The organism is Serratia sp. Res13-Sevr-LER1-36-b (assembly GCF_015673035.1).
Lineage (GTDB): Bacteria > Pseudomonadota > Gammaproteobacteria > Enterobacterales > Enterobacteriaceae > Chania > Chania fonticola_C.
Map to the genome: position 1 here is coordinate 153,667 of NZ_JADACK010000020.1, position 26,229 is coordinate 179,895.

A 26,229-nucleotide genomic window follows, 5' to 3' on the forward strand; every position below is an offset into this window, starting at 1 on the left:
GTTTTTTTTATCGCTCCCGCTTAGTTGTAATCCATATGTAAAATTATTGTGATTTGTCGCTCAAAAATGACACTATTTTAATTCATTTTTGTAGAGCAGCTCACTGTTTTGCCATATCCAGCTCATAGCTACAATCCAAAAACAAAGCATAACAACTTGATTTAAATAATAAATAACCTTTGCTTATGCCATTTTCCTCAAATTTTCGCCGCTGTTGCATATGCTTGTACATACAAGTATATGTTAATAAACCCCGCTCATTGTTATGGCCTGTGAGTTGCCGTCATAAGATGAGATTTGTACCGATACTGTTTGAGGAACTAGCTGTGACTGCAAATAACAAAGTTCGCCATGTTGATATTCGCGCGCCCCGCGGCACACAATTAAACGCCAAAAGCTGGCTGACCGAAGCGCCGCTGCGCATGCTGATGAACAACCTCGATCCTGAAGTGGCTGAAAATCCACACGAACTGGTCGTTTATGGCGGTATCGGCCGCGCAGCCCGTGATTGGGACTGTTACGACAAGATTGTTGCCACCCTCAAGACTTTGGAAGACGACGAAACCTTGCTGGTGCAGTCCGGCAAGCCGGTCGGCGTATTCAAAACGCACAGTAACGCCCCGCGCGTGCTGATTGCCAACTCCAACCTGGTGCCTCACTGGGCAACCTGGGAACACTTTAACGAACTGGATGCCAAGGGCCTGGCGATGTATGGCCAGATGACCGCTGGCAGCTGGATCTACATCGGTAGCCAGGGCATCGTGCAAGGCACTTACGAGACCTTCGTCGAAGCTGGCCGCCAGCATTACGACGGCAGTCTGAAAGGCCGCTGGGTGCTGACCGCCGGTCTGGGTGGTATGGGTGGAGCACAACCACTGGCCGCCACTTTGGCTGGAGCCAGTTCACTTAATATCGAATGCCAGCAGAGCCGCATCGATTTCCGCCTGAAAACCCGCTATGTCGATGAGCAGGCCACCGATCTGGATGACGCACTGGCGCGCCTGAAAAAATACTGCGCCGAAGGCAAAGCCATCTCGATTGCCCTGTGTGGCAACGCAGCAGAAATCCTGCCGGAGTTGGTCAAGCGCGGCGTGCGCCCAGACATGGTCACCGACCAGACCAGCGCCCACGATCCACTCAACGGTTACCTGCCAAAAGGCTGGAGCTGGGAAGAGTATCGCCGCCGTGCACAAACCGAACCTGCCGTGGTGGTGAAGGCTGCCAAACAGTCGATGGCCGAACACGTAGAAGCCATGCTGGCGTTCCAGAAAATGGGCGTACCTACCTTCGACTACGGCAACAACATCCGCCAGATGGCCAAAGAGATGGGCGTTGATAACGCCTTTGACTTCCCGGGCTTTGTGCCTGCCTATATTCGCCCGCTGTTCTGCCGTGGCGTCGGTCCGTTCCGTTGGGCTGCGCTGTCTGGCGATCCGCAGGATATCTACAAAACCGACGCCATGGTCAAAGAGCTGATCCCAGACGATGAGCACCTGCACCGCTGGTTGGATATGGCGCGTGAGCGCATCAGCTTCCAGGGTCTGCCAGCCCGTATCTGCTGGGTCGGCCTGGGCCAGCGTGCCAAGTTGGGCCTGGCGTTTAACGAGATGGTACGCCGCGGCGAACTTTCTGCTCCAATCGTCATTGGCCGTGACCACCTGGATTCCGGCTCAGTTGCCAGCCCGAACCGTGAAACCGAATCAATGAAAGACGGCTCTGATGCCGTATCCGACTGGCCGCTGCTGAACGCCCTGCTCAACACCGCCAGCGGTGCCACCTGGGTGTCTCTGCACCACGGCGGCGGCGTCGGCATGGGCTTCTCCCAACACTCTGGCATGGTGATCGTCTGTGACGGCACCGATGAAGCCGCCGAGCGTATCGCCCGCGTGCTGCATAACGATCCGGCCACCGGCGTCATGCGCCATGCCGATGCGGGTTACGAGATCGCCATCGACTGCGCCCGCGAGCAAGGTCTGAACCTGCCAATGGTTGCCGCTACTCAGGGAGAAAAAGCATGAACGCTCTGACTATCCGCCCAGGTAAGCTGACGCTTGCCGAACTGCGCCAGGTTTATCAGCACCCGGTCACCCTGACGCTGGACGACAACGCCTACGGCGCGATCCAGCAAAGCGTGGCCTGCGTGGAACGCATTGTGGAAGAGAACCGTACCACTTACGGCATCAATACCGGGTTTGGCCTGCTGGCCTCCACCCGTATCGCCCGCGAAGATTTGGAGAACCTGCAACGTTCCATCGTGCTGTCACATGCGGCCGGTGTAGGTGCGCCTACGGATGACAGCCTGGTGCGCCTGATTATGGTGCTCAAAATCAACAGCCTGTCGCGTGGTTTCTCCGGCATCCGTCTGGAGGTGATCCAGGCGCTGATGGCGCTGGTGAATGCCGAAGTGTATCCGCATATCCCGCTGAAAGGCTCCGTTGGTGCTTCAGGCGATCTGGCCCCACTGGCGCACATGAGTCTGGTGTTGTTGGGTGAAGGTAAAGCCCGCTATCAGGGCGAGTGGTTACCGGCGACCGAGGCGCTGGCCAAAGCGGGTCTGAAACCGTTAACGCTGGCAGCCAAAGAAGGCTTGGCACTGCTGAACGGCACCCAGGTTTCCGCCGCCTTTGCGCTGCGTGGCCTGTTTGATGCTGAAGATCTGTTTGCTGCCGCCACCGTAACCGGCAGCCTGACCGTGGAAGCCGCACTGGGATCTCGTAGCCCGTTCGATCCACGCATTCACGAAGTACGTGGCCAGCGTGGGCAGATCGACGCCGCCGCCGCTTATCGCCACCTGCTTGGCGCACGTAGCGCCGTGTCAGACTCACACGCCAACTGCGAAAAAGTGCAGGATCCTTACTCCCTGCGCTGCCAACCGCAGGTGATGGGGGCCTGCCTGACGCAGATCCGCCAGGCCGCAGAAGTGCTGGAGATTGAGGCCAATGCCGTTTCCGATAACCCGCTGGTGTTTGCCGAACAGGGCGATGTGCTGTCCGGTGGCAACTTCCACGCCGAACCGGTAGCCATGGCGGCCGATAACCTAGCGCTGGCGTTTGCCGAAATCGGTTCACTCTCCGAGCGCCGTATTTCACTGATGATGGATAAACACATGTCGCAGCTGCCACCGTTCCTGGTGGATAACGGCGGGGTGAACTCCGGCTTTATGATTGCCCAGGTCACCGCCGCCGCGCTGACCAGCGAGAACAAGGCACTGGCACACCCGGCCAGCGTTGACAGTATCCCAACCTCGGCCAACCAGGAAGACCATGTCTCGATGGCACCGGCAGCGGGCCGCCGCCTGTGGGAAATGGCGGATAACGTCCGCGGCATTCTGGCTGTAGAATGGCTAGCGGCCTGTCAGGGGCTGGATCTGCGTAAAGGTCTGCAAACCACCGCAGGGCTGGAGCAGGCTCGGCATCTGCTGCGCGAGCATGTCGCCTACTACGATAAGGATCGGTTCTTCGCCCCCGATATCGAAGCTGCCAGCCAACTGTTGGCAGCAGGCCATCTGACCGCGCTGATCCCAGCCACCTTGTTACCTAGCCAGGCGTAACGCCTTTAGGCCGTGCTCCGTCAGTCTGGGGCACGGCCTATTACCCTGCACAATTCATCCTCTATCCCGCCGGGGTTCGTTCCCCCTGTGCGGATAGCGCTGCCTGTCCGACAACAATATGATTAAAACGGAGAAGCAACATGCGTAATGAGAAACCCCAGCTCCGGCGTGGCCTGAACGCGCGACATATCCGCTTTATGGCCCTGGGTTCGGCCATCGGTACCGGTCTGTTCTATGGTTCCGCTGGCGCTATTCAACTGGCTGGCCCGGCCGTGCTGCTTGCCTATCTGGTGGGTGGCGCGGCGGTATTTATGGTAATGCGAGCCTTGGGGGAGATGGCCGTGCATCAGCCCGTCTCCGGCTCATTCGGCCACTATGCCAGCCATTACCTAGGCCCGCTGGCGGGCTTCCTCACCGGTTGGACTTATACCTTTGAAATGGTGATCGTGGCCCTGGCCGACGTAACGGCCTTCGGCATCTATATGGGGCTATGGTTCCCGGATGTCGCGCAATGGGTCTGGGTGCTGAGCATCATTCTGTTTATCGGCGCGCTTAACCTGTGCAGCGTCAAAGTGTTTGGCGAGATGGAGTTCTGGCTGTCACTGGTCAAGGTTGCCGCCATCGTGGCGATGATCGTTGGTGGGGCTGCCGTGATGTTGTTCGGCTTCGGTGTCACGCAGGAAGCTACCGGCTTCAGTAATCTGTGGCAACACGGTGGCTTTATGCCTAACGGCATCGGTGGCGTTATTGCCTCCCTGGCGGTGGTGATGTTTGCCTTCGGCGGGATTGAAATTATCGGTATCACCGCCAGCGAAGCCAAAGATCCCGCCAAGGTGCTGCCTAAAGCGATCAACGCCGTGCCGGTCCGTATCCTGTTGTTCTACGTGCTGACCCTGCTGGTATTGATGTCTATCTATCCGTGGAACAGCATCGGCCAGAACGGTAGCCCGTTTGTCGAGATTTTCAGCCATATGGGCATCAGCTCGGCGGCTAACGTGTTGAACGTAGTGGTGATCACCGCCGCCATCTCCGCTATCAACAGCGACATCTTCGGCGCTGGCCGCATGATGTACGGCATGGCGCAAGATGGGCAAGCACCTAAGGCCTTCACCAAGCTGACCGGTAACGGCGTACCTTGGATGACGGTGTTGGTGATGTCCATTGCCCTGCTGCTGGCCGTAGTGCTCAACTATCTGATCCCCAAACAGATCTTTATCATCATTGCCTCCATCGCCACCTTTGCCACGGTGTGGGTGTGGCTGATGATCCTGCTGTCGCAGATCGCCATGCGCCGCACGCTCACTAAAGATGAAGTGGCCAAGCTGAGCTTCCCAGTACCTTGGTGGCCAGTAGCTCCTGCATTGGCAACCGCGTTTATGGTGTTCGTGATCGGCCTGCTCGGTTACTTCGAGGAAAGCCGTATCGCGCTGTATGTCGGGCTAGTCTGGGTAGCCTTCCTGACGCTGGCTTATACGCTGTGGGTACGCAAAAAAGGTGGGGAAACCCCTGCCGTAGTCTCAACAGAAAGCCACTAAAACCCAGCCCACCAGCCTCGATTCATGAGGCTGGTGGCTGCTGTGGCAGGTTTACTCGCCCAAGAGTTGCCGTCAGCTTTCTGCTGGCAACGCGGAGGTTCGCAAACGCTGGCCGATGATTTGCAACGTGCGCAACACCAGCATCAATCCCAATAGCGTGTCCGGCTGGCGCAGCAGCGCATAAACCGAACGGTAGTTGGCGGGCGAAGTGTTCAATTGCAGCTCGCTATGCGCCATCTTCAGCGCCATGCCCCCCTCCCAACCCGCAGCGACCACGCCTTCGAAAACCCCGGCCAGTTTTTCCACCAGCGCGTTGTCCGCAATATCCGTTATGTCAGACAGCAACGACAGCAGATCGACCACGTTATCCAGCCTGCCGGTCGCCAGAAGCGGATCGAGCTTGGCCAACAGGGCATCTAACGGCTGTGCTTGCGATGAGTCCATATTTCCTCCGTTCAAATCAGTCCGCGTACGGTGGCCCAGTACAGGCCACGGTTAAACCCGTTGCGCAGCATGCCGCCCAGCTTAGTGGCAGGTGTGGGGATCACGTCATGGCGATAGTCGTAAACCAACGGCATACCGGCCTGTAGTCCCATTTGGGCGATGGCCTGTACCTTGCCGTCGTAATGGGTATGGGGCTGGCCTAAGCGCAGTTCCGCGACGATATTGTCGGCAATCACCGGGGCCTGGTTATGGCAGGAACCGCCCGCCTTGCTGACCGGCAGATCGACGGTATCGCCAATCACATAAACGCCCTGCTGCCCATAAACCTGCAGCGTCTGGTGATCGGTGGGCAGCCAGCCTTCGCCGTTATCGATATCGCTCAACCCGGTGTTGCGCACCGCTTCCACCGCACGGATCGGCGGGGTAGCCATCAAGATGTCGAAGGGTTGTTCGTCGCCCTCGGTGGAATAGGCAATGCGCCGTTCGCTATCCACTTTGCTCAGGGTAAAACCGCGCTGATGTTTGATATCGCGGGCCGCAAATATGCTGGGCAGAGCCTCGCCGGTGGGGCGTTGCAGGAACAGGCAGTTACGCAGGAGCTGTGAAATGGTCGGGTAGGTATAAACAATTTCAACGTTGTTACGCACCCCGCGCCGCCGCAGGTAGTCATCCAGCATCAGGGTGGTTTCTATCGGGGCTATACCACATTGGTGCGGTACGTTGGGCGTTTGCGGGAACGACACCGTGATAAAAATGCGCCCTTTCTCAATAGTGGCCAACTTTTGCGCCAACTGGCGAGCCGCCTGATATTGGTAAAAGTGATCGCCTGCCTGGGCCAATCCTTCAATTTGTTCAGGCCAGGGTACGCAACCGGTGGCAAAGACTAAAAAGTCGTAGTGATATTTATTGCCACTGCGGGTATCAATACAACGCTGGGATAAATCGAATTGTTCAACCTTATCAACAATAAACTGTATCTCTGGCCGTAATAGGCTTTGCTGTGGCCTGGTCAGTTCTTGTTTGAAAAAAGCATTAAAGGCGACATACATAAACGCGGGCTTGTAATAATGCACCGGTGAGTCAGAAATCATCATGATTTCAACCTGATTATTGATAACCTCCCGATGTAACTTGGCGGCCAAAAGATTGGCCAGTATGGTACCTCCCGTACCACCACCTACAATAATTATCCTACTTCGCATTCCAACCTCTCAGTCTGTATGCAATAAAGTACGATAGCCAATGGCATTATTCCATCGACTCTATTTAAGGTATTTAATCGAGGGGGAAAACAGATATTTCCCTGATAGAATTAAGAGTCTAGTAGCTAACAGCTATAAGACATAGCAAAAAGGAATATAAAAATAGGATTTTTATTACACCAATAAAATCATGGCGTTATAAAAGTTAAAAATAAAACAAATACCATGCTAATTAGTTAAATGCTATAAATTTCATATTGCAGCTATATCACTACGGTGGCTTTCCTGGCAGACCTAGATATTATGCTGCTGACATGCTCCATCCAGGCTATAACCCACCATCGCCATATATAGGCTAAAGTAGCGCTCTGCCATCTCAATAAACGAACTATTTAACTCAATCAGCACGTTATTTTTGGTGGTGAGCAGGCCCGATTTTTCCGCCGCCAGCAGGATCCGATTGATATGCGTACGGGACACCGAGCTAAACTTGGCGATCTCCGCCGAGGACAAAAACAGCATGTGGGAATTGTGGCGGATACTTTCCATAAATAGCATCAGCAACACCATATGGCCCGCATCTTTAGTAATAAATAATGCGGCCTGTGGTACCAGATCGTTCAGATAGATCTCCTGTATCATCAGTTGGCCGTAAACCTTGAAGAATGCAGGTAAAAACCAGCTCTGATCCAGCAGGTCGGCAACCGGGATCTCGGGGGCTAACGTTTGATAGGGCAATGCCATCGAGGAAACCAGCTCATGGGTTTGGCGCAGGGCATTCGGGGTAGGCCTAAACAACAGCGTGCGCCGGTCTTGATCGTCCTTCTTGACCTCTAGCCAGCGCCCAACGCGCAGGAAGAACAGAAACGAATCCAACGCGTTCTCGCTGATAATATCTTTGCCTTTAAAAAAGGCTTTAACATCCTTCAGGGCTGCCTCGCTTTGGTTGTAATAAATGGCTAGCAGAGTCGAACAGATAATAAAGCGGCTGTTACGAAAGATGATTTTGTAGAACATGGGATGATTCCGATAGGTTTCATCTATCATCACGCCATGCTTAATTATCGCCTGATGGAACTGCCCAGAGCTTCTTATCTTGGTGGCTCGTTCTTCCAATTCAAGTTCGATCTGATGTTTATTGGGTATCATCTTATTCTCTATTTGGACGCAAAGTGCGGTCTGTTATTTCCGTACGGCATATTGCTGATCGACTGCATTACCCTGATCATCGATAATGGCGGCGTTGACCATCGCTGAAGAGATAGCCCTTGATTGAACAATATCATTAATCCGATACTGCTTACTGCCGTAAGGCGGTGTCATCATATCGCTCTCTTGTTGCACCGGATAATCCTGCTGGCCAATGCGCAGCGCAAGACGGGAAAAAGAGAGATAAACCGGCGACGGGTTATCGCACTGCAAGACGTAATGATTATCTTCCTTTTTCAGGGTGAACACCGGCTTAGGCGCATCCTTCTCGGCCGCGACCACCGCCTTGGGCCGATAGAATATCTTCATCTGGGTGTTCATCGCCATGGTCACGCTAGGCTGTAGCGGGGGGATCACCGGGCGCGTCGGTGGGATTTCGTACAGATTAATCCAGAAGACCGATTCCCTATCCGTTGGCAGAGACTGCTGGTTATAAATCAGCCTCAGCCCTTTCATGGTCTTGGGCTGCATGCTAAATACCGCAGGCAGGCTGACAAAAGGCGCTGTTGATTGTTCGGGTGCCGCATTGACATCCCCATCGTCTACCCAGGTTTGCACCACGATCGGGTATTCGTTGGTATTGAGGAGCATCAAGCTTTTTTCATTATCGCCCTCGCGAAAAATCACTCGCGTCGCGGAGGCAATAATACCGGCCTGAGCCAGCATTGCGGGTAACAAACCACCGAGCAGCAGTAACGTACAGACGATTTTCTTCATGGTCTTATTGTACCTTAACCCAAACGTAAGCCTTGGCATCAACCTTACCCGCCGTAACGGTCTGGCCCGGCAAGCGTGATAATGTGGCTGTCAACTGGGTGGTGTAATGGGTATACCCCGTCGCGGTGCTGCCCCCGTTGCTTGCACCATCGAGAACAGGGTACCAACCCGCATTGTTACCCTGCGGGCACTGGCCAGCACTACAGCGAGCCCAGCCGACAAAGTTCATTGGCGTACCGTTGCTACTGTTGGAAAGCGCAATTCCCACGCCGGTCGCTACACTGCTGTCCGTGCCATAACCGTCTGAGAGCAGATAGCTTACACCACCGCTGGCGTTGACCAGGCCAAGCTGTTGCGCCAGAGCAAAGCTGGCATAAGGGACTTGCAGGCCCAGGGCGGTACGATTGGTGCTAATCCCCGAAACGGCTGCATTATCACATTCAATATTGATGGTGAACTGGGCCTGAGAAGTTCGCCCTGCGGTTAATTGGCCGACGGAAAGCGTTGGCAAGATCACCAGCGGCGTGACGTTGCGTGCCACACAGGTGGCGGTATAAGAAAGGGAAGAAATCGGCGACGTTCCCATCCCCATCGCGTTCCAACGCCCAGTTCCCCAGGTCGAATAGTTGGTGGCAGAATCGCTACCGATAGGATCAGACGCAATACCGGGCCCTTGGAAGGTCACATAGCCATTAGGCTGGATGCAAGTATAGTTCGAATTACCGGTGGTTGAAGCCATGCCACTCAGCGGATTAGACGCACTGTAACCACAGTAGTTACTGGCACCACGGCCAGGGAGCGAACTGATGCGGATCAGATCTGCCCGGATGGGGCTGAAATCCTTGACCCGGATCTGGATCTTGTCACCCACCGTGGCGTAGCGGGTGATCGGCGTTGCCTGCCAGTAACGGGTAAATACCTTGCCCGAATCCAGATGGGTTAGCCGAATGCCGACATAGGGAAAGTAGGTGGCATAATAATTGGGGTTGCCGTCCACCGCCCCTAAATCATAATAGCCCCCTACCCGGTCATCACCGTTGGTGGCAAACACTTCAAAAATCTGCCCGACGTCACTGGTATCGCACTGATACAAGACTTTGTTCGGATCCGGGTAACGGACGCCGGAGGTGAAATCAAACACGCTACTGCCCAGCGGCGTGCCTACGGGCTGCAGGTAAGTGCTGGTCAGGTTGATACGCCCCAGGCCGACACCGACGCCACAGGCGTCGCAACCGGAGTCGATGGCTGGCGACACACGGGTACATCTGGCCGCCGCTGGTAAGCTGATCCCAGCAAGTAGGCTCCCCAACAGCGCCAACCGTAGCAGTGAAAATAACTTCATGGAATAACCTCCGGTGAATAATCGGTGAATCAGCGGCATGTCGCCTTCAGCAGCAGGAGCGGCTCATCGCTTTCCGGGGGTAATTTATAGGGCAGACTGCATCGTTCATTCGCCCCCTCTCCCCAGCGTAAGGTCAATTTCCCTTGCGGTTTATCACTGCGCAGATAGATCTGATTAGCCTGGCCAACCATGCCGACATCGTTATTGTTCTCATCAAAGACCGAGGTACCCATCGGGATTATACTGCCATCCGGCCGCTGAACTTTGATCAGCACAGCCTGACCCCGTATCGTCTTGAAGTGCACTCGCACCGTGGCTCCTGCGAAAGGTGCCACGCGCTGTTGCCCATCTTCCAATTCTGCCTTGCTGCTCATCCCCTGCGGATTCAGAGCCACAGTATTGAAATGATAGGGCACCAGCGAAGGAACCAGCGCATAGCCGAAACGATCGACACGGGCGCCCTGTCCATCCATCACTTGCGCACCACGAGCACCAGGGGCATCAATCAGGGCAAAGGTATCCCCAACATAAGGCCCGAGCGTGACCCCACCGCGATGGGCAACCACAGCCCCCTGCAGCGCAGCCGATCCCTGCCAATATTGGCTGGATGCTGAAACCGAGCCGGTAGCACTGGCATAAGGCAGACGGGTTTGCAGGTTCCCCCCCCAGATGCTGTTATGGTTATTATCGTCGGTAGTGAAATTAAGCCCATAACCGACCTGCTGTGTCTCCCCCACGTTGCCCGAGATCGCCGCTTGATAGCTCCCTCCCTGCCCCTGACTATGGTTAGAGAACAACGATGCCGTTGGTGCAGAAGAAGAGCGACCAAGAGGAAAGGAAACCGAGAGCGAACTAACGGTTTGCGAGGTATTGGTACTCGCGAAATCATTGGTATTCACATAGGGCTGACTGCCGTCGTAATAGGCGCTGTTGTTGCCGTTCAGGCTACGGGTACGCGTCACCGAAAGGTTCAACGCTACGCCGTTGCCAAACACCTTGCCCCACCCCAACTGTAGCTGATTATCCCGGCCGCGCCCATCGCGGTAATCCTGGGTAGAGCCTGACAGCGTCAGGTTACCCAATGAGCCAATCCCCTGATTGACGGCAACTTCAAAGCGCGACTGCTGGCGATAGGAATCGGATTGCCAGCTTTGTCCACTGCTGTCTGCCTGACGTACGCCGAGCACATCGCTCAAATCACGAAACCCTTCGGTGGAGTAACGATACCCGGCGATGGAAAGCGTGGTATCCGTTGGGGTAAAGCTTTTGCTATAGGAGAGGTGCAGCATCCAACCCGAGGTTGTGCCTTCCGGCAAGCTGGCATGGGAAAAAGTGCTATCCAGGCCAAAAGCCCCCAGTGAGTTACTGTAGACCCCACCCAGCATCAAGGCCTGATAGCCATCAGCCAACTGGTTACCCGCGTTAAACGTCACCGAGTTGCTCAATCCATACTGCCAGGTCAGCTCACTGAACAGGTCGTTGTCGCCGATAAAGCGCGATCTCCCCAGAGTCGCCGAATAGCGTGAGGATCCGGGGCGCATGGATTGGGGAACGGCAGAGAATGGCACGGTGAAGGTGCTGACGCTACCATCGGCCTCTGTCACCACCACCGTCAGGTCACCGGAGAAGTTGGTGGCAAACAGATCGTCAATCGCAAAGGGACCAGGGGCCACCGTGGTTTCATACAGTTGGCTTTTACCCTGAAATACGGTCACTCTGGCGTTACTGTTGGCAATACCGCGCACCACGGGAGCATAACCTCGCAGCGAGTCCGGCAGCATACGATCGTCCGACGTCATCCGGACGCCGCGAAACCCCAGCCCAGCGAAGAAATGGCCGTCGGTAAAACCTTCCCCCAGCAAAACCTCACTGCGTAACGGCAGTACCGCCCTCTGGACATAGCGGCGGCTGGTGTCCCAATGGCTGCCAAACTCATTATCAAAGCGGAAGCTGGATTGCTGACGGTAACGCCATAGCCCCAGGTTAAAACCCCCATTCAGGTTGGCGAAGGTGGAGTTGAGGTCCTTGGTCTGCCCCTGGCGGTAGTTGACGTGATATTGGTTAACGTTGTAGTTGAAAAACGCCATCGATTCACCGCTGCTCAGGCTGCCAGGGCTGACGCTGCCACGGGGTTTATGGTTCAGCAAACTCTGTGGAATGCTGAGATCCAATCTTAGTTGTGACATATCGGCCTGAACCTGAATGTCTTTAAGATCGCGTCCAGGTTGCAGGCAGCCTTCTGCAGGCACCGCCGGCACTTCCTTTAGGCCAAGGCGCTCCAGCTGTTGCTGCTCAAAACACGGCAATACGCGGCGATCGTCGCCCAGAACAAAGCGGATTTGGCTGCGTTCAACAAATACACCGTTGGTAAACAGCTCGACCTCATAATTGCCCGGCGTTACCAGATCCTGTTGGTTGAACTGTTCGAGTTGCGTGCTGCTGAAAACGCTGCCACGCAGTAAATCGGCGTCGAAGGCGTAGTCGTCCGTCGCGCCTTGTGCCAGGGAGATCCCGCCCAGAGAGAGCAAAAAGAGGCCATAGTGGCAGCACGTTGATAGCAGAGACGGAAATGTGGGATAGTTTTTCAACGACATCAGGACCTCCCTGTCCTTTTTTAGTGCGGCGTCTCTAGCGTTACGGGAACCTCTACCCCATAGTCATTCATAACGCCGAGCACCACTTTCAGCTTCCCTTTAGGGAACGCCGAACCTAGCGGCCAACTCACCTGCGAAAAAGGCGCGACCATATCGGCCGGTTCAATATGCAGGTTTTTATTGCCGCTTTTGGCATAGCTGATGCTGACGTAATAAGGCGTGGGATTACTGACCTGGAGTGCATTGCCATTACGCTGGATACGCAACTGTTTGCCCGCCTGATTACCCTCTCCCGGCAGCCCTTCGGGCCGATAGAACACCTTCAGCCGATTGCTGACCAACAGCACCAACTTGTTTTTATCCGTTTCGCTTTGTTTGACGGCTGGCACCTGGAGGAAGTTAAGGTGAAACAGGGATTCGCGGTCAGTCGGTAAGCCTTTCCCGGTGTACATCAGCCTTACCATTTGCCCGCTATGGGCATTCATCCGGAAAATCTGTGGCGATGCGATAAAGGGGGCATCGGCCGTTTCCGGCGTCGACTTGTCATTATCAATATCAAGCCAGACCTGGATCAGCGCCGGAGCAGCATCATCGTTGGTAAACTGCAGCGTCTTTTCGCGCGCCTGAGCGGGGTAGATCACCCGGTTGCCCAGCATGGTGACGCTGGCAGCTGCGCTATCGACAATCAACAATGTCAGGCTGAACAGCAATGCCGCCCAACAAGAAAAGGTACGTGTGGTATACGCCATAAGAGAGACCAGTCAACAAGACTAATAACCCAGCACCCCTTAGCGTTTAGGGCAGTGCTGGCGTTATTATGGGTAACAGGTTATTTCCCACCATCAGGCTTGAGCCCGGTGGCGGAAACAACCTAGAGCGGCAGAGTGTTATTTATACGTAATCGCATATTGTGCCGTGGCGATCACTGAACCTGCAGTCACCCCAGCCTCTTCGGCATAATAACGGGCAACCAGTTCCTGCGACGTTGATGTCGCGCCGGTTGCCAGCGTCATTGCGCTGGTGGTGGCCGTTGAACCCGTAGCAAAGCTCAATGGCGTGGTGGCATCACTATCCAACAGTTGAATGGAAACCTTGGTTGCATCACCAGTGTTACCCAGGTTGCCATTGGTGGTCGTGTTATTCCCCACAAATACCGTTTTGATGGAGGTGTCGCTGGCTGCGGTAGTACAACCGGTTACGTTAACGGTAAAGGTCGTTTCCCCAGCGGTGGCACCTTTGGTAGCGAGCGAGTTGGCCGCAACCGTCTGCAGTAACACCACAGGATTGGCTTCATTGCCGTTAATATTAACCGAGCAGGTTTGGGTACTAACTTCACCCTTGAATTGCACTGTATTGGCTGAATCTGCCATGGAGGTGCTTGAGAATGCAATTAAAGCGAGAGAGATCATTTTGATTTTCATAAGAAATCCTTTTAATTTACTTTTTCCAATAAAGCAGTCCTGGCAGTAATTATTTACTGGCTTAAACTCACTAAAAATAAACATGTCACACTATCTTTCTCAGACGCCCTGTGGACATGTGAGATTATTCTAGCAAACCAAGATTTTTCTTAACAACTATTTTTTCGTAGCGAGAGTAGACAATAGATTGAACTTACATTTGGTTACACTTATTAAACCGGCATTATTGCAAAATTAAATCAATAAATATCAACAAGTTAAAAACCAAATGGAATTACTTTGTCATCATATGAAATATTTTGAAACATATGGGTCTTTTTAGGGGTATTATTCATGGTTAGGATTATTCCTAACACTTTAATAATTTAATATCATTGATCAGGTCATTATTGATTATTAAGTGACCAGTCCGATATCAAAACTTGCGTCAGAGGGCAGAAAAATATCTCCCAAAACAGGACTATTAACGCTGAAATAATTTCTTTTGCAGCCCAAGTAAAATCTTAAGTCCATTATTGCTTTAGGGTGCAGATTGGTGAATCCATTTCACGCAGGCATAAAAAAACGGAGAGTACCTTTACGGCACTCTCCGTTTGCTTACTGATTCGGTAACGAATCAAACCGTAATATTACTGACCTTTAACTTCTTTCAGGCCATTGAACGGTGCGCGGTTGCCCAGCGCTTCTTCGATACGGATCAGTTGGTTGTATTTAGCAACGCGGTCAGAACGGCTCATAGAACCGGTTTTGATCTGGCCAGCCGCAGTACCTACCGCCAAGTCAGCGATGGTAGCATCTTCGGTTTCACCTGAACGGTGAGAGATCACCGCAGTGTAGCCCGCATCTTTCGCCATCTTGATTGCAGCCAGAGTTTCGGTCAGAGAACCGATCTGGTTGAATTTGATCAGGATGGAGTTAGCGATGCCTTTCTCGATGCCTTCTTTCAGGATCTTGGTGTTGGTCACGAACAGGTCGTCGCCCACCAGCTGGATTTTGTCGCCCAGCACTTTGGTCTGATATGCGAAACCATCCCAGTCAGATTCGTCCAGGCCGTCTTCGATAGACACGATTGGGTATTGCTTGGTCAGGTCTTCCAGGAAGTGAGTGAACTCTTCAGAAGTGAAGGCTTTGTTGCCTTCGCCGGCCAGAACATATTTGCCGTCTTTGTAGAATTCAGACGCTGCACAGTCCATCGCCAGAGTAATGTCTTTACCCAGCTCATAGCCTGCCGCTTTTACCGCTTCAGCGATAACAGCCAGCGCTTCGGCGTTAGAACCCAGGTTTGGCGCGTAGCCACCTTCGTCACCAACAGAAGTGCCCATGCCTTTAGACTTCAGCACTTTAGCCAGGGTGTGGAACACTTCAGAACCCATACGCACGGCTTCTTTCAGAGTTTTAGCGCCAACAGGCTGGATCATGAACTCTTGAATGTCGACGTTGTTGTCTGCGTGCTCACCACCGTTGATGATGTTCATCATAGGCAATGGCATAGAGAATTTGCCTGGAGTGCCGTTCAGTTCAGCGATGTGCTCATACAGCGGCATACCTTTAGAGGCAGCGGCGGCCTTGGCAGCAGCCAGAGAGACAGCCAGGATGGCGTTAGCACCAAACTGGGATTTGTTCTCGGTACCGTCCAGATCGATCATGATCTTGTCGATGTTAGCCTGGTCTTTGGCATCTTTACCCACAACCGCCTGAGCGATTGGGCCATTTACTGCGGCAACGGCTTTCAGTACGCCTTTACCCAGGAAACGAGACTTGTCACCGTCACGCAGTTCCAGTGCTTCACGGGAACCGGTAGAAGCACCTGACGGCGCTGCAGCCAGACCGACGAAACCGCCTTCCAGATGAACTTCGGCTTCAACAGTTGGGTTGCCGCGTGAGTCGATGATTTCACGACCGATGACTTTAATGATTTTGGACATTAGGTTTTCCTCAGACAAGTTAAACTAAAACTCCAGACAAACAACGCGCGGTTTTGGCCGCGCGTTGCTTACTAAAACTCTTATTTCACCTGACGCTTCTGGTGCTCACCAGCCGCCTTGACAAAGCCAGCGAACAACGGATGTCCATCACGCGGCGTCGACGTAAATTCCGGATGGAACTGACAGGCCACAAACCACGGATGATCAGGCAATTCAATAATCTCAACCAGCTTGTTATCCGCAGAACGACCTGCCACACGCATACCCGCGGCTTCGATCGGCTTCAACAGCATGTTGTTGACTTCGTAACGGTGACGGTGACGTTCCACGATGGTTGGCTCGCCGTACATCTTGCGCACCAGGCTGTTGTCGGTCAGGTGGCATTGCTGGCCACCGACGCGCATCGTGCCGCCCAGATCGCTTTCTTCGGTACGGACTTCGACGTTGCCGTCTTCGTCACGCCACTCGGTGATCAATGCAACAACCGGGTACTTACAGTCTGGCACAAATTCGGTGGAGTTAGCATTTTCCATACCCGCCACGTTGCGCGCAAACTCCATCAACGCCACCTGCATACCCAGGCAAATGCCCAGATAAGGAATTTTGTTTTCACGCGCGTAGCGTGCGGTCATCACCTTGCCTTCCACGCCACGATAGCCAAAGCCGCCAGGGATCAGGATTGCATCCAGATCTTTCAGCACTTCAACGCCGCGGGTTTCAACATCCTGCGAATCGATCAGCTTGATGTTGACGGTCAGACGGTTTTTCAAGCCACCGTGCTTGAGCGCTTCGATCACCGACTTGTAAGCATCTGGCAGTTCGACATATTTGCCGACCATCCCGATGGTCACTTCGCCGCCTGGATTGGCTTCTTCGTAGATCACCTGCTCCCACTCGCCCAGATTAGCTTCCGGCGGTGTCAGGCTGAATCGTTTACAAATATAATCATCCAAGCCCTGAGATTTCAAGAGGCCTGGGATTTTATAAATGGAATCAACGTCTTTCAGGGAGATAACCGCTTTTTCCGGTACGTTACAGAAAAGGGCGATTTTAGCGCGTTCATTAGCAGGAACTGCGCGATCGGAACGGCAGATCAGCACATCTGGCTGAATACCGATGGAAAGCAGCTCTTTTACCGAATGCTGGGTAGGTTTGGTTTTCACTTCACCCGCGGCAGCCAGGTATGGCACCAGCGTCAAATGCATGTACAGAGTGTGCTCACGGCCCACTTCGACGGCCATCTGACGAATGGCTTCCAGGAACGGCAGGGATTCGATATCGCCGACGGTGCCGCCGATTTCGACCAGCACCACATCGTGGCCTTCGCCGCCTTCGATAATGCGTTCTTTAATGGCGTTGGTGATATGTGGGATCACCTGTACGGTGGCACCCAAGTAGTCGCCACGGCGCTCTTTGCGCAGCACATCGGAGTAGATACGCCCGGTGGTGAAGTTGTTACGACGCGTCATTTTGGTACGGATGAAGCGCTCGTAGTGACCCAGATCCAGATCGGTTTCTGCCCCGTCTTCGGTGACGAAAACTTCCCCATGCTGAATCGGGCTCATGGTGCCCGGATCCACGTTGATGTACGGGTCCAGTTTCATGATGGTAACGTTGAGGCCACGGGCTTCAAGAATAGCCGCCAAGGAGGCTGCGGCAATGCCTTTACCCAGAGAGGATACGACCCCGCCGGTTACAAAAATATAGTTAGTTGTCATGCTGAACCTGAGAGTTTAGGTTTAAAGACGATGGAAGAACCAAGACGGGAAAGTAGTATACCCGAACCTCTCTTGACCTACAAACGATCGTTTTACCTGCCATCATCTCAACCACCCTCGTGAGTTCATCCCGGTTTAATCGTCCGGCCCCCGTTTTAGAGCCTTTTAGAAACAATGAGTTAGCGTAAAAAACTGCGTACAAACCGACTTTGGATGCAATAAAACACCTTAGATTTCAGTTTGTTGAGCTTTTCTGCCGGTTAAACCAGATTCAGCAATCCACAACCCCGAGCTTAACCGTTTCAGCTTGAGTAAATATTGTCGCCGATCAAACAAGCGACACAGTTAGGACAACGCGATCAGCAATTAGTTTTCCAGGCGTTTTACCTGCTGCCAGGCCTCTTCCATCTGCTCCAACGTAGCTTCCTGCATTGTCAGACCGCGGCTTTGCACGATCTCCTCAACCTGGCGGAAGCGGCGTTCAAACTTGCGGTTGGCCACCTGCAACGCCTTTTCCGCTTTATGCCCCAGATGGCGGGAAAGATTGACCGTGGCAAACAGCAGATCGCCAATTTCCTCTTCCAGCTTCTGTTCGTCCACCACCGCTTGCTGAGCTTCGTGCATCACTTCATCCAGCTCTTCATACACTTTGCCTACGACGGGCCCCAAGGTGTTCCAGTCGAAGCCGACCGCGGCACAGCGCTTTTGGATTTTATGAGCCTTCATCAGCGCCGGTAAGGCGTTGGGAATATCATCCAGCGCCGAGTGCAGCGCTTTCTCTGCCCGTTCTCCCGCCTTCAACTGCTCCCAGCGGGCGGAAACCGCCGCGCTGTCTGCTGCCTCTGCCTCACCGAAGATATGCGGGTGACGGCGTTCCAGCTTGTCGCTGATGGCGTTGCACACCTGATCGAAGTCAAACAGCCCCTGCTCCTGCCCCATCTGGGCATAAAACACCACCTGAAACAGCAGATCGCCCAGTTCATCACGCAGCTCGGCATAGTCCTGGCGCTCAATGGCGTCCAGCACTTCGTAGGTTTCTTCCAGGGTGTAAGGTGCGATGGTGGCGAAGGTCTGCTTACGATCCCACGGGCAACCCACCTGCGGATCGCGCAGGGTTTTCATAATGGTCAGCAGGCGTTGCAGTGGTGTTGATTGGATCATGTTGAGTCTCTGAATAATTAAGGGCCCAGCATGCTGAGCCCTTAAGCAAAAAAGAAAAATCAAGCGCCGTGCAGGCGTTTGGCATCGATGACGTCGGGCAGTTGATTGAGTTTGGCCAACACGCGCCCCAGCACCACCTGGTTATAGATTTCGATGTCCATATCGATGGTGGCCAGCTGCTTTTTGGTGTCGCTGCGGCTGGCGACGCCCAATACGTTGACCTTCTCGTTGGCCAGGATAGTGGTGATATCACGCAGCAAACCGCTGCGATCGTTGGCCACGACGCGCACCACCAGCGAATAACCGCTGGAGTAGCTTTCCCCCCAGACCGCATCCACGATACGTTCCGGCGCGTGAGACTGTAGCTCCGCCAGTTGATCGCAATCCGCACGGTGGATCGAGATCCCGCGCCCCTGGGTGATAAAGCCGACAATGTCGTCACCCGGGATCGGCTGGCAGCAGCGGGCAATGTGGTGCATCAGATTGCCGACGCCTTCGACCACCACCCGGCCGTTATCTTTGCTGCGGGCCGAGGTTGCCGGGGCTTTCTGCTGGGTCAGTTGGCGTAACGCTTCGCGATCCTGCTCCTCGGCGCTGGGCTTGTTGAGCTTGCCCTGCAGGAAGTTCACCATCTGGTTCAGACGGATATCGCCGCCGCCAATGCTCGCCAATACTTCATCCAACGAGTTGACGTTATAGCGTGGGATCAGCAGCTTTTCGGCTTCCCGCAGGCTGATACCGAGGTGTTCCAGCTCGTTGTCCAGCATCTGCCGCCCGGCCAGGATGTTTTTATCGCGATCCTGCTTGCGGAACCAGTTGTGGATTTTGGAGCGTCCACGGCTGGTGGTGACATAGCCCAGGTTCGGGTTCAGCCAGTCGCGGCTCGGGTTCGGCTGCTTCTGAGTGATGATTTCAATCTGATCGCCCATCTGCAACTGGTAGGTAAACGGCACGATACGGCCGCCGATCTTGGCACCGATACAACGGTGGCCGACGTCGCTGTGGATATGGTAGGCAAAGTCCAGCGGCGTGGAGCCGGCTGGCAGATCCACCACATCGCCCTTCGGCGTAAACACGTAGACGCGATCGTCGAACACCTGGCTGCGCACTTCGTCGAGCATTTCGCCCGAGTCCGCCATCTCTTCCTGCCAGGCGATCAGCTTACGCAGCCAGGCAATACGTTCTTCGTAGCCGGAACGCGCCGTAACCACCGCGCCTTCTTTGTATTTCCAGTGCGCCGCAACGCCCAACTCGGCATCTTCGTGCATCTGGCGGGTGCGGATCTGGATCTCCAGCGTTTTGCCACGCGGCCCGAGCACCACGGTATGGATCGATTGATAGCCGTTCGGTTTCGGGTTGGCGACGTAGTCGTCAAACTCATCCGGCAGATGGCGGAAATGGGTATGGACGATGCCCAATGCCGCATAGCAATCCTGCAGGCGCTCCACCACTACGCGCACTGCACGCACGTCGAACAGCTCGTCGAACGCCAGCGATTTTTTCTGCATCTTGCGCCAGATGCTGTAAATGTGTTTCGGGCGGCCATAAATGTCCGCCTTGATGCCTTCGATCTCCATCGCGCTATGCAATGAAGCCACGAAGTCATCAATAAACTGCTCGCGATCGATACGGCGTTCATGTAGCAGCTTGGCAATGCGTTTATATTCATCGGGATGCAGATAGCGGAAGCAGAAATCTTCCAGTTCCCACTTCAACTGGCCGATACCCAGACGGTTGGCCAGCGGGGCGTAGATATTGGAACACTCTTTCGCCGCCAGCACGCGTTCGTCTTCCGGCGCATCCTTCACTTCGCGCAGGTGGGCAATGCGCTCTGCCAGCTTGATCACCACGCAGCGGAAATCTTCCACCATTGCCAGCAACATGCGGCGCACGTTATCGACCTGCTCGGAGCCCATCGAGTCGTTGTGGGTGGCTTTCAGTTGGCGGATGGCGTCCATATCACGTACGCCGTGCACCAGGGAGGTAATGCCGGCACCGAACTCTTCGGTCAGGGTGGCTTCAGGAACGATCGCCGCGTCTACCAACGGGAACAGCAGCGCCGCGCGCATACTGTCGTTATCCATGCTGAGGGTCGAGAGGATCTCCACCATCTCCAGGCCACGCCATAGCAGCAACGGCGCATCGGGATGGTCTTTCGTCTGCTGTTCACAGTAACGCCAGGTTGCGGCTAATCGCTCACCTGACTGCGGGTTGGGCAACCCCAGGCTGGCTATCCAGTCATCAAGCGCGAATTCACCCGCCGTATTCAGATGTGCAGTTCTTACCGCGACCATAACTTCTCCCTACTTTTTCCGCGACCCGTGGATAAACAGCGCCATGGATTCAAGATGCCCCGTGTGCGGGAACATATCCAACATCCGCACACGCGCAAGACGATAACCGGCGTCCAGCAACACTTTGCTGTCGCGTGCCAATGTCGTGGGGTTACAGGATATATACACCACGCGCTCTGGCGCCAGTTTTACAATATGTGACATCACCCCAGCCGCGCCTGCGCGGGCTGGATCCAGCATCACTTTATCAAATCCCTGTGCTGCCCATGGTTGTCGCGCAACGTCATCTTCCAGATTTTCATGGAAAAAGGAGACATTACTGAGCCTATTCCTATCGGCATTATATTGCCCATTCGCTACCAGCGTGGCAACACCTTCAATCCCGACCACTGCCTTGGCCCGCTTGGCCAGCGGCAGGGTAAAGTTGCCCATGCCACAAAACAGATCCAATATGCGATCATTGGGCTCAATCTCGAGCCATTCAAGGGCCTGAGCCACCATTTGCTGATTTACCGCATCATTTACCTGAATAAAATCGCGCGGATTGAAGTCTAAGCGTAGCCCGTCAACCTGATAATACGGCGCTTCACCGCACAGTTTTTCCAGCCGATCGCTATCCGGTGCCAAATAAACGGCGGTGCCATTTTGCTGGGCAAACTGCTGCAAAGCCTGACGATCGCCCTGCTTGAGCGCATCCAGGTGGCGCAACACCAGCACCGGTCCGTTATCTGCCAACACCAGCTCCGCATGGCCCAGACGCTGCACGGCCTGCAAGCTGCTCAGGCATTGATACAGCGGCACCAGCAGCCGTTCCAGTTCCGGTGCCAATACCGGGCACTGCTTCACCGCCACCAGATCGGACGAAGCGGTCTGGTGAAAACCCATTAGCAAACGATGCTGCTGGGGTTGCCACTGTAACCCCAGCCGCGCCCGTCGACGGTAGCCATATTGTGGCCCGGCAATCACCGGTTCCTGTTGCGGCGTCACCCCGGTTTCGCGGCAGATCAAGCGCCCCAGCGCCGCCGCCTTGCTTTGCTGTTGCAGCGCCTCGGAGACATGCTGCTGCTGGCACCCTCCGCACACACCAAAGTGTGGGCAGCGCGGCTCAACACGTTGTATGCTGCAATTCAACAGTTGCCTGAGCTGACCTTTGGCGAACTGTCGTTTGTCCTGCGTCAACTGGATTTCGGCCTGTTCACCCGGCAAAACGCCGGGGACAAATACCGCTTTGCCTTCATGGCGCGCCACTCCCTGGCCAAATGGATCGAGGTCCGTTACCGTTACCGTGAATATTTGTGAAGCTTGCCGGGTCGTCACGCGGCGTTTCGGAGAGTAGAATTGCGCCATAATTATTGATTGTGTGTTGGTTAATTCAGCTTAAGATTAGCCTCCAATTCTCCCACATTGGAATCCCATGACCAAATACAGCTTGCGCGCGCGCATGATGATCCTGATCCTGGCACCGACTTTATTGATCGGTCTGCTGCTCAGCACCTTCTTTGTAGTGCACCGCTACAACGAGTTGCAGGAGCAATTGGTCGATGCCGGTGCCAGCATCATCGAACCTCTGGCCGTCGCCAGCGAATATGGCATGACCTTCCGCAGCCGTGAGTCGGTGCGGCAACTGGTCAGCCTGCTGCATCGCCGCCATTCGGATATCGTCCGGGCGATCACCGTGTTTGATGCGCAGAACAACCTGTTTGTCACCTCCAACTATCATCACAATTATACCCAGTTGCAGTTGCCCAAAGGTGTGCCGGTGCCCACCGATATGATGCTGACCCGGCGCGGCGATTCACTGATCCTGCGCACGCCAATCCTGTCGGAATCACAGTTCCCGGATGAGGACAGCGGCGAGGAGGCACATCCCGACAGCAACCTCGGCTACGTAGCGATCGAGCTGGATCTGCAATCGGTACGCCTGCAGCAATATAAAGAGGTGTTCGTTTCTACCCTGCTGCTGCTGCTGTGTATGTGTATTGCCATTCTGTTTGCCTACCGTCTGATGCGCGATGTCACCGGCCCAATCCGCAATATGGTCAACACCGTTGACCGTATCCGCCGCGGCCAGTTGGATAGCCGGGTAGAAGGCTTTATGCTCGGCGAGTTGCAAATGCTGAAAAACGGTATCAACTCGATGGCGATGTCGCTGACCGCCTATCATGAGGAGATGCAGCAGAACATCGACCAAGCCACCTCCGATCTGCGTGAAACGCTGGAGCAAATGGAGATCCAGAACGTTGAGCTGGATCTGGCGAAGAAGCGCGCGCAGGAAGCCGCCCGTATCAAATCGGAATTCCTGGCCAATATGTCCCATGAGCTGCGTACCCCGCTCAACGGGGTGATCGGCTTTACCCGCCAGACGCTGAAAACCGACCTGAGCGCCACCCAGACCGACTATCTGCAAACTATCGAACGCTCGGCCAACAACCTGCTGACCATCATCAACGACGTGCTGGACTTCTCCAAACTGGAGGCTGGCAAGCTGATCCTGGAACACATTCCGTTCTCGCTGCGTGAAACGCTGGATGAGGTGCTGGTATTGCTGGCCCCTAGCGCACACGACAAAGGGCTGGAGCTGACCCTGGATGTGCAAAACGATGTGCCAGAGCAGGTGATTGGCGATTCACTGCGCCTACAGCAGGTGATCACCAATCTGCTCGGCAATGCGGTGAAGTTCACCGAAACCGGCAATATCGATATCCGCGTCGAGCTTCGTAACCAACTGGAACGCCAGGTGGAGCTGGAAGTGCAGATCCACGATACCGGCATCGGGATTTCTGAACGTCAGCAATCGCAGTTGTTCCAGGCTTTCCGCCAGGCAGATGCCAGCATCTCGCGCCGCCACGGCGGTACTGGGCTGGGCCTGGTGATCACCCAGAAGCTGGTGAAAGAGATGGGAGGTGATATCAACTTCCACAGCCAGCTCAATCGCGGCTCAACCTTCTGGTTCCACATCACTCTCGATCTCAACGAAGGCATGTTGTCGCTGCCACCTAGCCTGCCGGATCTGCGCGGTAAAACCCTGGCCTATATCGAAGCCAACCCAACGGCGGCTCAGGCCACGCTGAATATGTTGAGCGCTACCCATCTGGTGGTGACCCATTCGCCAACTCTGGGGCAATTGCCGAAAAATCATTATGACTTCCTGTTGGCAGGCGTACCGATCCCTTATCGGGACGGTATCGGCCAGCATCGAGACAAGCTGCTGGAGTCACTGCGTCTTGCCGAGCGGGTGATCCTGGCGGTACCTAGCCAGTCGCAGATCGATGCCGAAGAAATGAAAAAGCTGGGCGCTATCGGCTGCCTGACCAAACCGCTCAGCAGTAATCGCCTGTATCCGTTACTGCGTCTGGAGGCCCCGCTGCGTCAGAATGCGCCAAAGGTACATAGACGCTTACCGCTGACGGTGATGGCAGTAGATGATAACCCGGCCAACCTGAAGCTGATCGGTGCCTTGCTGGCAGAACAGGTAGAAAAAACGCTGCTGTGCGAAAGCGGTGAGGAGGCCATCGTGCTGGCACGTGATAACGTGCTGGATATGATCCTGATGGATATTCAGATGCCGAACATTGACGGTATCCGCGCCAGTGAGCTGATCCGCCAGATGCCGCATCACAACTCCACACCGATCGTTGCGGTTACCGCCCATGCGGTGAGCGGCGAACGCGAACACCTGTTGCAGGCTGGCATGGATGACTATCTGGCCAAGCCGATTGACGAAGCCATGCTGACACGGGTGCTCTCCCGATATCACACCGTCGAGCTTGAACCAGAAGCAGCCCAGCCGCGTAGCCCGGCCGAACCACCGTTATCGCTGGATTGGCCGTTGGCATTGCGCCAAGCCGCCAATAAAGAGGATCTGGCGCGCGATCTGTTGCAGATGCTGATCGAGTTCCTGCCACAGGTCAGCGATCGGGTAAAAGCCGTGCTGGAAGGAGAAGAGGACGACACCATTCTCGATCTGATCCACAAGCTGCACGGCAGTTGCAGCTACAGCGGCGTTCCGCGCCTTAAGCAACTGTGTTTCTATCTTGAGCAGCAACTGCGTCAGGGTGTGAGCAACGGTGATTTAGAACCGGAATGGCTGGAGCTGTTGGATGAGATTGAGCTGGTGGAGACGGAAGCGAAGTTCCAGTTGGGATAAGCCTGATGCCCCTCACGCCAACCCTCCCGTGGGAGAAGGTTGGCGTGAGGGGTTAACCAGCGTTCCGCCAGCTCGCTGCCCTTATCGGGTGACTTCTGCCTTGGCCAACTTTTCGTAATAACACGCCAGTGCGCTGTGATCGGCATTGCCTAGACCATCGGCGCGCAGTGCCTGCATCATTTCCATCACCGCAGCAGTAAGCGGTAGCTGCGCCCCCACACCATGGGAGGTATCCAGCGCGTTGGCCAGATCCTTGATGTGCAAGTCAATGCGGAAACCCGGTTTGAAATTGCGATCCATCACCATCGGAGCCTTGGCTTCCAACACCGTGCTGCCCGCCAGCCCGCCACGGATTGCCTGGAAAACCAGGTCTGGGTTGACCCCGGCCTTGGTGGCCAGCACCAACGCCTCGGACATGGCCGCTATATTCAGCGCCACGATCACCTGATTCGCCAGCTTGGTGACGTTGCCAGCACCAATATCGCCGGTATGCACCACCGAACCGGCCATGGTTTTCATCACATCAAAACAGCGATCAAATACCTCTTTATCGCCGCCCACCATCACCGACAATGTGGCATCTATCGCTTTAGGCTCACCGCCGCTCACCGGAGCATCAAGCATGGCAATCTGTTTGGCAGCCAGTGCTTCGCTGATTTCACGGCTTGCCAGTGGAGCAATAGAACTCATGTCGATCAGCACGGAGCCTGCCTTGGCCCCCTCAATCAGGCCATTTTCTCCCAATGCCACCTCCCGCACCTGCGGCGAGTTGGGCAGCATGGTGATCACGATATCACTCAGTGCGGCCACCGCCTTTGGCGTGGCGGCAACATCGGCACCCAGTGCGGCCAGTTCAGCCACCGCTTGGGCATTGCGATCCATCACCACCAGCGAATAACCCGCCTGCAGCAGGTTTTTGCTCATGGGTTTCCCCATAATTCCCAAACCAATAAAGCCAATTTTCATCCCG

The 26,229-nt window shown here is 54.8% G+C and carries 18 protein-coding genes; 4 read left to right on the top strand and 14 right to left on the bottom strand.

The genetic code is table 11. The features are described from left to right. Positions 1–326: 326 nt before the first annotated feature. From hutU to IMQ33_RS14905, 3 genes are all read left to right on the top strand, one after another. Positions 327–2,018, top strand: coding sequence for a urocanate hydratase (hutU, locus tag IMQ33_RS14895; RefSeq protein ID WP_024483429.1), 1,692 nt, complete (start codon positions 327–329; stop codon positions 2,016–2,018). After that, positions 2,015–3,550 carry a histidine ammonia-lyase gene (gene hutH / locus IMQ33_RS14900; RefSeq protein ID WP_065687040.1) on the top strand — a complete coding sequence of 512 codons (1,536 nt, stop codon included), beginning with the start codon at positions 2,015–2,017 and terminating at the stop codon, positions 3,548–3,550. The genes hutU and hutH overlap by 4 nt, the downstream gene beginning before the upstream one ends. 140 nt (positions 3,551–3,690) lie before the next feature. Then, on the top strand, positions 3,691–5,085 hold the full coding sequence (locus IMQ33_RS14905; RefSeq protein ID WP_161713177.1) for an amino acid permease: 1,395 nt from the start codon (positions 3,691–3,693) through the stop codon (positions 5,083–5,085). A gap of 72 nt (positions 5,086–5,157) precedes the next feature. On the opposite strand, the gene IMQ33_RS14910 is transcribed toward IMQ33_RS14905, so the two are convergent. The 13 genes from IMQ33_RS14910 to rlmD form a co-directional block, all read right to left on the bottom strand. After that, positions 5,158–5,529: a hypothetical protein gene (locus IMQ33_RS14910; protein WP_024529816.1), complete on the bottom strand. Its 372-nt coding sequence runs from the start codon at positions 5,527–5,529 to the stop codon at positions 5,158–5,160. Positions 5,530–5,540: 11 nt separating this feature from the next. Then, on the bottom strand, positions 5,541–6,731 hold the full coding sequence (locus tag IMQ33_RS14915) for an FAD/NAD(P)-binding oxidoreductase (protein WP_196062236.1): 1,191 nt from the start codon (positions 6,729–6,731) through the stop codon (positions 5,541–5,543). 294 nt (positions 6,732–7,025) lie between these two features. After that, positions 7,026–7,880 carry a hypothetical protein gene (locus tag IMQ33_RS14920; protein WP_161713175.1) on the bottom strand — a complete coding sequence of 285 codons (855 nt, stop codon included), beginning with the start codon at positions 7,878–7,880 and terminating at the stop codon, positions 7,026–7,028. Positions 7,881–7,913: 33 nt separating this feature from the next. Next, positions 7,914–8,657 carry a molecular chaperone gene (locus tag IMQ33_RS14925; protein WP_196062235.1) on the bottom strand — a complete coding sequence of 248 codons (744 nt, stop codon included), beginning with the start codon at positions 8,655–8,657 and terminating at the stop codon, positions 7,914–7,916. A 4-nt stretch (positions 8,658–8,661) separates the two neighbouring features. Further along, a complete protein-coding gene (locus tag IMQ33_RS14930; RefSeq protein ID WP_037435196.1) occupies positions 8,662–9,999 on the bottom strand; it encodes a fimbrial protein in 1,338 nt (445 codons plus the stop codon). 29 nt (positions 10,000–10,028) lie between these two features. Continuing rightward, positions 10,029–12,593 (bottom strand): fimbria/pilus outer membrane usher protein, encoded by a 2,565-nt coding sequence (locus IMQ33_RS14935; RefSeq protein WP_083196491.1) that lies wholly within the window; start codon positions 12,591–12,593, stop codon positions 10,029–10,031. Between the two features lie 20 nt (positions 12,594–12,613). Continuing rightward, entirely contained in the window at positions 12,614–13,342 is a 729-nt protein-coding gene (locus IMQ33_RS14940) for a molecular chaperone (RefSeq protein ID WP_065687045.1), read from the bottom strand. 138 nt (positions 13,343–13,480) lie between these two features. Then, complete coding sequence (locus tag IMQ33_RS14945) at positions 13,481–14,014, bottom strand: fimbrial protein (protein ID WP_065687046.1); 534 nt, start codon at positions 14,012–14,014, stop codon at positions 13,481–13,483. 629 nt (positions 14,015–14,643) lie between these two features. Further along, complete coding sequence (eno, locus tag IMQ33_RS14950; protein ID WP_024483441.1) at positions 14,644–15,939, bottom strand: phosphopyruvate hydratase; 1,296 nt, start codon at positions 15,937–15,939, stop codon at positions 14,644–14,646. A gap of 80 nt (positions 15,940–16,019) precedes the next feature. Beyond that, positions 16,020–17,657 (bottom strand): glutamine hydrolyzing CTP synthase, encoded by a 1,638-nt coding sequence (pyrG, locus tag IMQ33_RS14955; RefSeq protein ID WP_024483442.1) that lies wholly within the window; start codon positions 17,655–17,657, stop codon positions 16,020–16,022. Positions 17,658–18,023: 366 nt separating this feature from the next. Beyond that, the gene (gene mazG, locus IMQ33_RS14960; protein ID WP_186580216.1) at positions 18,024–18,818 is read right to left on the bottom strand and encodes a nucleoside triphosphate pyrophosphohydrolase; all 795 of its coding nucleotides are present in this window, start codon (positions 18,816–18,818) and stop codon (positions 18,024–18,026) included. A 59-nt stretch (positions 18,819–18,877) separates the two neighbouring features. Further along, the gene (gene relA / locus IMQ33_RS14965) at positions 18,878–21,112 is read right to left on the bottom strand and encodes a GTP diphosphokinase (protein ID WP_065687048.1); all 2,235 of its coding nucleotides are present in this window, start codon (positions 21,110–21,112) and stop codon (positions 18,878–18,880) included. Positions 21,113–21,121: 9 nt separating this feature from the next. Continuing rightward, complete coding sequence (gene rlmD / locus IMQ33_RS14970) at positions 21,122–22,459, bottom strand: 23S rRNA (uracil(1939)-C(5))-methyltransferase RlmD (protein WP_196062234.1); 1,338 nt, start codon at positions 22,457–22,459, stop codon at positions 21,122–21,124. A gap of 67 nt (positions 22,460–22,526) precedes the next feature. Between rlmD and barA the strand changes: the two genes are divergently transcribed. Beyond that, a complete protein-coding gene (gene barA / locus IMQ33_RS14975) occupies positions 22,527–25,259 on the top strand; it encodes a two-component sensor histidine kinase BarA (protein WP_098928753.1) in 2,733 nt (910 codons plus the stop codon). Positions 25,260–25,340: 81 nt separating this feature from the next. Here the strand turns inward: barA and garR are convergent, their stop codons facing one another. Continuing rightward, positions 25,341–26,225: a 2-hydroxy-3-oxopropionate reductase gene (garR, locus tag IMQ33_RS14980; protein ID WP_065687051.1), complete on the bottom strand. Its 885-nt coding sequence runs from the start codon at positions 26,223–26,225 to the stop codon at positions 25,341–25,343. Positions 26,226–26,229: the final 4 nt, after the last annotated feature.